The sequence below is a fragment of the Paraglaciecola sp. IT1134 genome (assembly GCF_058068185.1).
In genome coordinates this window covers 3025953-3037966 of record NZ_CM176486.1, presented here as the reverse complement: position 1 = coordinate 3037966, position 12014 = coordinate 3025953, and the positions used below count along the sequence as shown (strand labels likewise).

Sequence of the window (12014 nt, the reverse complement as noted above, 5' to 3'; positions counted from 1 at the left end):
GTTATTTTTAGCAGTTTTTAGGTTAATTGCGCTATGAAAAAGCCACTATTTATATCAGGGAGTAATAGCATTATGATCAATGGAATACTTTGGGTCGCTAATAACGGTTTTTAGCTTGCTAAATGTTTCGAACGTTGAGTCGAGCAGGGCACCCTTGGCTAACCAATCTGGAATTTTACCCGCTGGGCTGCCACTGCCAATATATGAAACCGTCATGGTGCCATCGGGTATTTCCACCAATCGCCATTGGCCACTGACATCGGTCATGCGCACGTGTTTAGGTGTTAAGGGAAACGTTTGACCGGCATCTTGGACTCGTATTTCCAATATGTCTTGGTGTTTAGTGGTGATGGAGCGCGTTACCATATCCCGATCTCGAATAGGCCAGGGGGCCGAAAAAAAGGTATGTACTACGCGGGTGGCCTGATCCGGGGCTGCAACTACCTCAACTTTTTTACAGTTGGCAATCCATTTAGCGCAATGTCCTACATCCTCGAGCAAACGAATAAAGCGTTCGTGGCTGCCTTGGACAGTGGTAAGGGCCTTAATTTGCAGTAGGTGATTGGACAAAGGGCGACTAAATACACTCACGCCGTCCCGTTGCTTTTCCAGTTTCCATTCTTGGGCGGCACCTGGTAAGGCCATGCATAACATCCAGCACAACAGGGGCAATCTAATATTGAATTTGTATGGTGATTGCATAAATAGGGGAATTTTCGTTATAATCAGTTACCGATTCTGATAGTAGCAGAACGGCTATTTTTAACACCTGCTCAGGGTGTTTTTTTATTTAGAAACGCGATTTTATCGCACCCAATATTTGCACGTGGCGCTTGGTAGGTGTCACCACTGCTCAAGGATTATTATGCCCACTATTACACTTCCCGATGGCGGCCAACGCCAGTTTGATCATGCAGTTTCTGTGTTAGATGTGGCCAGTGATATCGGCCCGGGCTTAGCTAAGGCGACTATAGCTGGTAAAATTGACGGTAGACTGGTTGATGCCTGCGAGCAGATCCACGACGATGCTACCCTGCAGATCATTACCGCCAAAGATGAAGCTGGACTGGAAATTATTCGACATTCCTGTGCCCATTTAGTTGGACATGCAATCAAGCAGCTATGGCCAGATGTGAAAATGGCCATTGGTCCTACTATCGATAACGGCTTTTATTACGACATCGATATGGCGCATTCTCTAAATGATGAAGATCTGGTAAAGCTTGAGAAGCGCATGCTTGAATTGGCCAAGACCAACTATGAGGTTGTCAAAAATGTGGTCAGTTGGCAAGAAGCCCGTGACGCATTCGAAGCCCGAGGCGAAACCTATAAACTGCAAATTTTAGACGAAAATATCAGTCGTGACGATAAGCCAGGGTTATATCACCACGAAGAATATGTGGATATGTGCCGCGGACCCCATGTACCCAATATGCGTTTCTGCCAGCATTTTAAATTGATGAAAGTGGCGGGTGCCTACTGGCGAGGCAATAGCGATAATAAAATGTTACAACGTGTTTATGGCACAGCCTGGGCCGATAAAAAGCAACTTAAGGCCTACTTGAATCGCCTGGAGGAAGCGGAAAAGCGCGATCACCGCAAAATTGGTAAGGCACTGGATTTGTTCCATTGGCAAGAAGAAGCTCCCGGCATGGTATTTTGGCACAATGACGGCTGGAGTATTTATACTGAACTGGAGACCTTTATTCGTAAAAAACTCCGGGAATATAATTACCAGGAAGTTAAAGCTCCCTTGATGATGGATAGATCCTTATGGGAGAAATCCGGACACTGGGACAAATACGCTGAAAACATGTTCACTACTACCTCTGAAAAGCGGGAATATGCCATCAAACCCATGAACTGTCCCGGGCATGTGCAGATTTTTAACCAGGGGCTCAAGTCATATCGTGACTTGCCGTTACGCATGGCGGAATTTGGCTGTTGTCATCGCAACGAACCATCCGGCGCCTTGCATGGTTTGATGCGCGTGCGCGGATTTACTCAGGATGACGCCCATATTTTTTGTACTGAAGAACAAGTTTTGGCGGAAGTAGGCGGGTGTATAGATTCTGTATATGAGATATACAAAATATTTGGTTTTGAAAATATTTCGGTCAAATTGTCCACTCGCCCGGAAAAACGGGTTGGCAGTGACGAAATATGGGATAAGGCTGAGAAAGAATTGGCTCAAGCGCTCACCGCCAAAGGCGTTGAATTTCAATATTTGCCAGGAGAAGGCGCCTTCTACGGTCCAAAAATCGAATTCACCCTGCATGACTGCCTGGATAGGGCATGGCAATGTGGTACCGTACAGCTAGATTTTTCCATGCCTGGACGCTTAGGTTCAACCTATGTGGCAGAAGATGGCGAACGTAAAGTGCCGGTGATGATCCACAGGGCAATACTAGGTTCATTAGAACGTTTTATCGGGATTTTGATTGAAGAATATACCGGTGCCTTCCCCCTTTGGTTAGCTCCAACTCAGGTTGTGGTAATGAATATTACGGACAATCAAGGCGAATATGCCGATAAAGTAGTGAAAAAACTAAAAGAAAGTGGAATTAGGGCAAAGTCTGACTTGAGAAATGAGAAGATAGGCTTTAAGATCCGCGAGCACACGCTAAGGCGTGTCCCGTATTTGTTGGTAGTCGGTGATAAAGAAATGGAAACCGGTGAAATAGCAGTACGTTCACGCAAAGGCGATGATCTTGGAAAGATGTCGGTCGATGCTTTCGTCGAGTTGGCTTGTGAACAGATCACTAGTAAATTAATTCGATAAATTTCGTGGAGGAATAACATATTAAAGGCGCTAACATTAAGGCTAAAGATTCGGGCAAAGCTCGGATTAACGAAGATATTACAGAAAATGAAGTGCGTTTGGTGGGTAAAGATGGTGAACAGATTGGTGTAGTATCAATCAGTGAAGCATTGGAAACTGCTGAACAATCAAGTTTGGATTTGGTTGAAATTAGCCCTAATGCAGAGCCGCCAGTATGTAAGGTAATGGATTACGGCAAGTTCATCTTCGAAAAGAGTAAGGCTCAGAAAGAGCAAAAGAAAAAACAAAAGCAAATTCAGGTCAAGGAGATTAAATTTCGCCCTGGCACTGATGAAGGCGATTACCAGGTAAAACTGCGCAACCTGCGTCGCTTTTTAGAAGGTGGTGACAAGGCTAAAGTAACGATCCGTTTTCGCGGTCGTGAAATGGCTCACCAAGAGATCGGTATTGATCTTTTAAAACGGGTTAAAACCGATTTAGAAGACATTGCTAACTGCGAATTTTTTCCCCATAGGGTAGAAGGTCGTCAGATGATCATGGTGCTCGCCCCAATCAAGAAGTAGTTAAGGTCTACAAGTAGTTAGGGCACTGCACCCTTCCTCACCTTGCTGCTATATATGTAACTACGACTTTCTGTTTCTGCAAAGCAGATTAGTCATTAACAATGCGGAGTTTTAGCTATGCCTAAAATGAAAACCAACCGTGGAGCTGCCAAGCGTTTTAGAAAAACCGCTTCAGGTCGTTTCAAGAGCAAACAGTCTCACTTGCGTCATATTTTGACTAAAAAGAGCTCTAAGCGTAAACGTCACCTTCGTGGCAAGAAATTAGTCCATGTTGCTGACACTGCGTTGATCCAACGCATGTTACCGTACGTTTAAGAGAGGAGTTAAAAAATGGCAAGAGTAAAACGTGGTGTTGTAGCCCGTGCTCGTCACAAAAAGGTACTAAAGCAAGCCAAAGGTTATTACGGTGCTCGTAGTCGAGTTTATCGTGTTGCTGTTCAGGCAGTAACCAAAGCTGGTCAATATGCTTATCGCGACCGTCGTCAGAAAAAACGTGTATTCCGTCAATTATGGATTGCCCGTATTAATGCTGCGGCACGTCAAAATGGTCTGTCATACAGTCGTTTCATCAATGGTCTTAAGAAAGCCGCTGTTGAAATCGATCGTAAGATTTTGGCCGACATCGCGGTACATGACAAAAACGCATTCAGCGCATTAGTAAATGCTGCTAAAGGCGCGTTAGCTTAATTTTTCAATATTAGTTTAAGTTCTTTCAGAGAACGGCAAACGGGAAGTTTGCCGTTTTTTTTTATTTAAGACTTTCGTTTTTCTGGCTATTCGCCGCATTACAATTTTCATAAGTCTCTGACCATTTGGCGGCGCTTGCATACATATCAGGCAGTTCCTCCTGTTTTATCCCGACAATGTTGGCCTGTTTACTGGTCGCAAACCAACTACCTGATTCGTAAGCCTTGACCAGCTCGAGTTGAAAAAATAAAGCGTTTTTTTCGCCTAATAAAGCATCTTTAACGTCATCAGTTAATGGTAGTTTAGCGACTAAATCTGGCATGGATTTATCTAATAGCGCGTCCATCAGAGAAAACAATCCAACCAGAAAAGCGTTGTCCGCCAACTTGGGATCACCCCGCAGGGCAATTTGCTCACAAAATCTGGCCCGAATAATAGACATTCTGATTAATTCTACCGGCTTGTTTTTACCTAAATGGGCGGTGGCGACCAGACAAACAAATTTTCTGGCTTGTTCTTCTCCCAAATAGACCAAAGCTTGTTTGATGGACTCGATGGGCTCTTTGAGCTGAAACAAACCTGAATTAGTGAAACGTAACAATTTATAACTTAAAGCTACGTCTTGTTCAAAATATTTGGCCAGTTTGCTATAACTGAAATAGGGTTTGAGCACTTCCTGATAGACGATCAATATCATATGGTGCTCAGCTTCAATATCAGTACTTACCAGCATTTCTGGCTGACAAAAAAAGTAGCCCTGAAAAAAATCAAAACCCAAATCCATCGCCTGTTTGAATTCCTCTCGCGTTTCGACTTTTTCCGCCAGTAATTTTAAGCCTTTGCGTTTCCTGAATTGGGGCAATAAGGGGGCGATTTCGGCAAGAGGAGTGCGGTGAAGATCGAATTTAATCAAACGACTGAAATTGATAAAACGATCCCAATCCTTATGATATAAAAAATCATCCAGAGCCAGTCGATAACCTTGGTGAAATAGCTCACGACAGGCTTCATAAACTGCATCGGTTGGCTCCACATCTTCCAATATCTCTACGATGATGTCGCCCGGAGGCAGCAGGCTTGGCATCCGCTCCAATAAGCCTTGTTCTGAAAAATTGATCAGGGCTCTTTTACCGTTTGCCAGGGCTTTGAATCCCCGATTAAAGTGCTGGTTGAGTAACAATCTGGACGTTGCCACATTAGAATCTACGTGGCTGGGAAAAGCGTTTTCGATACCGTCTCGAAAAAATAGCTCATAAGCTACGGTTTGTTGTCTACGATTAAGTATGGCTTGTCTGGCAGTATAAACTTTCATCATAAAATTAATAATTAAATATGTCAGAATGCTAGAGTAAAGGAAAATTCACCATTTATCACTAACATGCTTATTTTTAAATGTTTTTTAGCTTGTGCCTAGCAGTTAATCCCTCCCTTCGTGTACAATAGACGGCTTTTTCGTTAGGGGCTGATTGGCCGCTTATCAATCCAGTATATGTTTGGGGAATCTATGGATCTCGATGCCATTATTAAGCAGGCCGAAGCGCTGATCAACGATGCCAAAGACGGCGTGACACTCGATACAGTGCGTGTTGAGTATATGGGTAAAAAAGGCCACTTAACTGAACAGTTAAAGAGTTTGGGTAAATTGAGTGGCGAAGAGCGTCCTGCAGCCGGTCAGAAAATCAATCAAGCTAAGCAGCAGATCCAGCAATTGATCCATGCGCGCGGGGAGTTTTTACGCAACGCTGAACTCAATGCCAAACTGGCCGGTGAGTCTATCGACGTTACTCTACCTGGCCGGTCTACGCGCTTAGGTGGGCTGCATCCGGTAACGCGCACCATCAACCGTATAGAACAATTTTTTGCCGAACTTGGCTTTAGTGTAAAAACTGGGCCGGAAATAGAGGACGGCTTCCATAATTTCGACGCTCTGAATATCCCGGATAACCACCCGGCCCGAGCCGACCACGATACGTTTTATTTTAACCCCGATGTGATGTTACGAACCCAAACCTCCGGGGTGCAAATTCGCACTATGGAAACTGAGCAGCCCCCTTTACGTATTATCTCACCCGGGCGCGTTTATCGAAACGATTACGATCAAACCCATACGCCTATGTTCCATCAGGTGGAAGGGTTGATGGTTGACAAAAATGTCAGTTTCAGCGAACTCAAAGGGATCTTGCACGATTTTTTGAATAATTTTTTCGAAGAAGAATTACAGGTGCGTTTTCGCCCCTCGTATTTTCCCTTTACTGAACCTTCAGCCGAAGTGGATGTGATGGGTAAAAACGGTAAGTGGCTGGAAGTACTGGGGTGCGGCATGGTGCATCCTAATGTACTTAAGGCGGTAAATATCGATCCTGAAGTTTACACCGGGTTTGCCTTTGGTATGGGAGTCGAGCGTCTGACGATGTTGCGTTATGGGGTGAATGACTTGCGGTCATTTTTCGAAAACGACCTGCGCTTCCTCAAGCAATTCCGTTAAGAGTAAGGATCAATTAGACAATGAAATTCAGTGAAAAATGGTTAAGAGAAAGCGTTAACCCTGATATCTCAACGGCGGCTTTGTGCGATCAGCTGAGTATGGCGGGTCTGGAAGTCGATGGGATCACGCCTGTCGCCGGTGACTTCAGTGGAGTGGTAGTGGGGGAAGTCGTTGAATGTAGCCAGCATCCCGATGCTGATAAATTACAGGTTACAAAAATTAACGTCGGTGATGGCGAACTATTAGATATCGTCTGCGGTGCGCCCAATTGTCGCCCGGGGATCAAAGTAGCAGTGGCCAAGGTCGGTGCTGTTTTACCAGGCAACTTTAAAATCAAAAAAGCCAAGTTAAGAGGTCAGTCTTCACTGGGGATGTTATGCAGTTTCTCTGAGCTAGGTATATCCGATGATCATGATGGCATACTGGAGCTGCCACTGGACGCACCTATTGGCATGGATATTCGCGATTACCTGGGCCTCAACGATGTAACAATTGAAATTGATTTGACCCCAAACCGGGCTGACTGCCTGGGCATGCGTGGGGTAGCCAGGGAAGTGGGAGTATTGAATCAGGCTGAAGTGAGCAAACCGGTTTATCCTGCGATAATCCCGTCAATTACGGATGAACGTCAGATCCAGTTGGCAGCCCCCGAAGCTTGTCCGCGTTATTTAGGGCGGGTGATCAGAAATATTAATCAGGATGTTAAATCACCCTTGTGGCTGCAAGAAAAACTGCGCCGCAGTGGGGTGCGCAGCATCGATCCGGTGGTGGATATTACCAACTTTGTATTGCTCGAACTCGGCCACCCCATGCATGCCTTTGATAACGATAAACTCAATGGTGACGTGGTTGTTAGGATGGCCTGTGAGGGGGAAACGCTGACCTTACTGGATGAAAGTGAAGTTAAGCTGCATGCCAATACGCTAGTGATCGCCGACCAAAAAAATGCCTTGGCCATGGCCGGTATATTTGGTGGGCTGGATTCAGGCGTCACCCCAACTAGCCGTGATATCTTTTTAGAAAGCGCATTTTTTGCTCCCGATGCCATTATGGGTAAAGCACGTCAATACGGTTTGCATACTGACGCCTCTCATCGTTATGAACGGGGGGTCGATCCCGAGTTACAACGCCAGGCAATGGAGAGGGCCACAAGCCTGTTACTTGAGATAGTGGGTGGCGAAGCTGGACCTATAGTCGAAGCGTTTAGTCAGGAACATATTCCCGGTGTAAAAGCGGTGACACTGCGCGCTGCGCGCTTGAGCCAAGTACTGGGTATCAGTATTGAGACCGCAAGTGTCACAGATATTTTAAGTCGCTTAGGTTTTAGCCCGAAAATTGTCAGTGGTACCTGGCAGGTTGAAGTGCCTGCTTACCGCTTCGACATCAGCATAGAAGAAGACTTGATTGAAGAGGTCGCTCGGGTCTACGGCTATAACAATATTCCCAATGTGGCGCCCATTGCTGATTTACGTATGTCGGGTAATTCCGAGCAGCTGTTGTCAATCAGTCAACTTAAATCCAGTTTGGTCAATCGTGATTATCAGGAAGCGATAACCTATTCGTTTGTTGATCCCAAACATCAGGCAGCGCTATTCCCGGATATTTCTGGTTTGGTTTTACCCCAACCTATTTCCGCGGATATGTCGGTTATGCGTGTCAGTTTATGGACAGGTTTGCTGCAAGCCGTTTCCTATAACCAAAAGCGTCAGCAAACTAGGGTGCGCTTGTTTGAGTCAGGTTTGCGTTTTATCCCTGAGCAAACTGAAAAAACCGGTGTGCGTCAGCAAAATGTAATTGCCGGTGCTATCAGTGGCAATCTGCATGACGCCCATTGGGATCGTAGCGACCGGGCTGTGGATTTTTACGATCTGAAAGCCGATGTCGAGGCCATTTTAAGCAACATGGCAACATTATCGGAATTTCGCTTTGTGGCTGCCCAGCATAGTGGGTTACATCCAGGGCAAAGTGCAGCTGTGTATCGGGGAGAAACCTGTATTGGTTACCTAGGTGCGGTGCATCCTAAGTTTGAAAAGAGCTTGGGTTTAAATGGCCGAACTTTTGTATTTGAACTGGAAATTGACGCTCTGGGCAGTAAAAACTTACCTTTAGCAAAAGAAATATCTAAATTTCCATCAAATCGACGTGACATTGCCATCGTTGTAGACGATGATAAAGTTGTGGGTGAAATTTTAGATTGCATAGAAAAATTTGGCGCAAATCAATTAGTTGGCCTAAACTTGTTCGACATCTACAGGGGTAAAGGTATAGCGCCAGGGTTTAAGAGTTTGGCAATTTCACTTACTTTACAAGATAGGACCAGAACGCTTGAAGAATCAGAAATTCAAGCGGTGGTCGATGGTATTCTGGCTAAGTTGTCAGAGCAATTTGGGGCATCTTTGAGGGACTGACGGATATGGCGTTAACCAAAGCCGAAATGGCGGAACATTTATTTGAAAAGTTAGGCGTAAATAAACGAGATGCAAAAGATCTTGTTGAGGCGTTTTTCGAAGAAGTCCGTGAGGCATTGGAATCAGGTGAGCAGGTAAAGCTATCTGGTTTTGGTAATTTCGATTTACGTAAGAAGAATGAGCGACCGGGACGCAACCCTAAAACAGGGGAGGATATTCCGATTAAAGCGCGCAGAGTCGTCACTTTCCGTCCAGGACAGAAGCTCAAGAGTCGTGTTGAGAACACAAAACCGACTGAGTAAATTTTGGCAGTGGTAACTAACTTAAAATCCGTTGAACTTCGCGTTTAACGGATTTTTTTTAGCTGGATAACGTGCCAACGTCATGCTGGCTATCGGGATGAAGCTGTTACTGCAGTAGAAATAAAAGATCCCCACTAATTGGATAATCCAACTAGTGGGGGTCATTGCCGATACAGCGGTTTTCTATGTATGCCCAGGTAACGTGCTGCCAGTTAGGCTATCAGGCTGCCGCCACTGATTTCCCTTTACCTTTGGGCTTAGGTGCCGCGGTGTTGGCAATTAACTCTGCAGGATCGAAGTCATCTACGTTGATGGTACGTAAACGGCCTGCTTCGGTTCTACGTAGCAAATCCGCTTCTTGTTCCGTAATAATCCCAAGCTCGAGGCCTTTTTCTGCGACTTTATCAAGTTGGGTAAAGGGCAAACGCTCTTTGGTTGCTTTACACACTTTGTCGAACACAGGCTCGCTGGCAAGTACATCCCTGAAGGTCAATTCCAGATCGCCCATTAAACAATCGCTACCACCAAAATGTTGGCCTTCCCCAAGACGGGCCCGGGCCGCGCAGTCGGTTTGCAATATGTCGGCTACTTTGTGATCCAGCTTATCAGAAGGGCGGTTGTAGGTCGGGCCAAAAGGTATCACCAATAACCTAAGCACTGCGCCTATCACCCGTGATGGGAAATTGTCGAGTAACTCATTCAAGGCCACTTCCAGTTTCGACAGGGTGTCTTGCATGGCCCAGTGAACAAGGGGTAAATCTTCGGCTAAACGTCCTTGATCGTCGAAACGCTTTAATACTGCCGAACCCAAGTACAGATAGCTGAGAATGTCACCCAGACGTGCGGATATGCGCTCACGACGCTTTAATTCGCCGCCCAATACACCCATGGTCACGTCGGACAGGAAGGCTAAGTTGGTGCTATAACGTTGCATGGAGCGATAATAATGTGCGGTTTCGTCGTCAAAGGGGGCTCCGGCAAAAACTGCTCCTGTGAGTGAAAACCAAATACTACGAAAGGTATTACTGATGGCAAAACCTATGTGGCCGAATACAGCATCGTCAAATTCATTTAAACTTTGCTCACTGTCTGGGTTATTGGCTGCGTACAGCTCTTTTAATACAAAGGGATGACTACGCATGGCGCCCTGACCGTAAATCATCATATTACGGGTTAGAATGTTTGCCCCTTCAACCGTAATGGCTATAGGGGCCCCTTGATACGCCCGGCCCAAATAGTTATTTGGCCCAAGCATAATACCTTTGCCCCCATGAACATCCATGGAATCATTAATCAGTTGACGCATTTTTTCGGTTAAATGGTATTTACATATGGCTGATATAACCGATGGTTTTTCGCCTAAATCCACGCCTTTAGTGGTCAAACTGGTGACGGCATCCATTAAGTAGGTATTACCGCCTATACGGGCCAGCATTTCTTCGATACCTTCCATTTTACCTACCGGCATTTTGAATTGGCGACGAATACGTGCATAGGCACCCGTTGCCAGGGCAATACTTTTGGCACCCCCGGCAGAGGTCGAGGGCAGGGTAATACAACGGCCAACGGATAAACATTCAACTAGCATACGCCAGCCTTGTCCGGCCATTTTTACGCCCCCTATTATGTAATCCAGCGGTACAAAGATGTCCGTGCCCCGCAGCGGCCCATTTTGAAAGGGCACATTTAGGGGGAAATGGCGATTACCGATTTCCAGACCTTCAGTATCTCTGGGGATCATGGCACAGGTGATGCCAAGCTCTTTTTCGTCACCGAGCAAGCCGTCCGGATCGAACATTTTAAAGGCCAGGCCAATAACCGTGGCAACTGGCGCCAAGGTGATATAACGTTTATCAAAGGTAAGGCGCATTCCTACCACTTCTTTACCTTCCCATTGGCCTTTACATACAACGCCGGTGTCGGGTAATGAGCCAGCATCAGAACCAGCCTCTGGACCGGTCAGAGCGAAGCACGGGATTTCTTCACCGGTGGCCAAACGCGGCAGATAATGGTCTTGTTGTTCTTTGGTGCCGTAATCCTGTAACAGCTCACCTGGGCCTAAGGAGTTAGGCACGCCTACAGTAGTGGCTAATACGGCACTGACGCCTGAAAGTTTCTGTAGTACCCGGGATTGGGCATAGGCAGAAAAATCTAATCCACCGTATTGCTTCTTAATAATCATGGCAAAAAACTTATTATCTTTAAGGTATTGCCAAACCTCAGGAGACAAGTCTGTACGCTTGTGGGTAATGTCCCAATCGTTTGCCATGCGGCATACTTCGGCTACCGGCCCGTCCAGAAATTCACGCTCTGCTGTGGTGAGTCGCGCCTGAGGGATACCGTGTAATGTTTGCCAGTTAGGGTTGCCGCTAAAAATTTCACCATCCCACCACACCGTACCTGCATCTATGGCATCTTTTTCGGTGCTGGACATCTCTGGCATGATCTTCTTGTACAGATCCAGGATTGGCGCTGTCATGTACTTTTTGCGGATAGATTCAATATTCAGGGGCAGGGCGATAATGAGAAAAAGCAGCCAAAGCACGCCGCCTACCATGCCCAAAAAACTGCCTGCAAGCATTACGGCGGCAACGACCAAGGTGGCGTTAAAAAGCTTCATTCTAAAGTAGCTCACCGCACCAATTGTAGTGAGTATAATAAGTAACCAGATAAACGTTTGCATAAAGACTCCAATAGAGGTCTGACCAGAATGTTTACAGTATTATTTTGTGCAATAAATATCAAGTATCAACTGACTAAATAAGTGTAACTCATTAACTTTGAAAC

General features: G+C 45.8%; 10 protein-coding genes. 7 read left to right on the top strand and 3 right to left on the bottom strand.

Translation table 11 applies throughout. The annotated features are described in order from the left end of the window. Positions 1 to 54: 54 nt before the first annotated feature. Complete coding sequence (locus AC3RV5_RS13265) at positions 55 to 645, bottom strand: START domain-containing protein (RefSeq protein ID WP_489728113.1); 591 nt, start codon at positions 643 to 645, stop codon at positions 55 to 57. A 220-nt stretch (positions 646 to 865) separates the two neighbouring features. Here AC3RV5_RS13265 and thrS point away from each other — a divergent pair, with 220 nt between their 5' ends. From thrS to rplT, 4 genes are all read left to right on the top strand, one after another. Next, positions 866 to 2782, top strand: coding sequence for a threonine--tRNA ligase (thrS, locus tag AC3RV5_RS13260; protein WP_489728112.1), 1917 nt, complete (start codon positions 866 to 868; stop codon positions 2780 to 2782). A 35-nt stretch (positions 2783 to 2817) separates the two neighbouring features. Next, a complete protein-coding gene (infC, locus tag AC3RV5_RS13255; protein ID WP_489732161.1) occupies positions 2818 to 3345 on the top strand; it encodes a translation initiation factor IF-3 in 528 nt (175 codons plus the stop codon). 117 nt (positions 3346 to 3462) lie between these two features. Next, entirely contained in the window at positions 3463 to 3660 is a 198-nt protein-coding gene (gene rpmI, locus AC3RV5_RS13250; RefSeq protein WP_007105571.1) for a 50S ribosomal protein L35, read from the top strand. Positions 3661 to 3675: 15 nt separating this feature from the next. After that, positions 3676 to 4032: a 50S ribosomal protein L20 gene (gene rplT, locus AC3RV5_RS13245; RefSeq protein WP_489728111.1), complete on the top strand. Its 357-nt coding sequence runs from the start codon at positions 3676 to 3678 to the stop codon at positions 4030 to 4032. A gap of 61 nt (positions 4033 to 4093) precedes the next feature. On the opposite strand, the gene AC3RV5_RS13240 is transcribed toward rplT, so the two are convergent. Further along, the gene (locus AC3RV5_RS13240) at positions 4094 to 5347 is read right to left on the bottom strand and encodes an EAL and HDOD domain-containing protein (protein ID WP_489728110.1); all 1254 of its coding nucleotides are present in this window, start codon (positions 5345 to 5347) and stop codon (positions 4094 to 4096) included. 189 nt (positions 5348 to 5536) lie between these two features. On the opposite strand from AC3RV5_RS13240, the gene pheS reads away from it, so the two are divergent. The 3 genes from pheS to AC3RV5_RS13225 are packed head-to-tail and all read left to right on the top strand — an operon-like array spanning position 5537 to position 9227. Then, on the top strand, positions 5537 to 6517 hold the full coding sequence (pheS, locus tag AC3RV5_RS13235) for a phenylalanine--tRNA ligase subunit alpha (RefSeq protein ID WP_489728109.1): 981 nt from the start codon (positions 5537 to 5539) through the stop codon (positions 6515 to 6517). A gap of 20 nt (positions 6518 to 6537) precedes the next feature. After that, the gene (gene pheT, locus AC3RV5_RS13230; RefSeq protein WP_489728108.1) at positions 6538 to 8925 is read left to right on the top strand and encodes a phenylalanine--tRNA ligase subunit beta; all 2388 of its coding nucleotides are present in this window, start codon (positions 6538 to 6540) and stop codon (positions 8923 to 8925) included. A gap of 5 nt (positions 8926 to 8930) precedes the next feature. Then, positions 8931 to 9227, top strand: a complete 297-nt coding sequence (locus AC3RV5_RS13225; protein WP_489728107.1) for an integration host factor subunit alpha — start codon at positions 8931 to 8933, stop codon at positions 9225 to 9227. A gap of 220 nt (positions 9228 to 9447) precedes the next feature. Here AC3RV5_RS13225 and fadE read toward each other — a convergent pair whose 3' ends face one another. After that, the gene (fadE, locus tag AC3RV5_RS13220) at positions 9448 to 11910 is read right to left on the bottom strand and encodes an acyl-CoA dehydrogenase FadE (RefSeq protein WP_489728106.1); all 2463 of its coding nucleotides are present in this window, start codon (positions 11908 to 11910) and stop codon (positions 9448 to 9450) included. Positions 11911 to 12014: the final 104 nt, after the last annotated feature.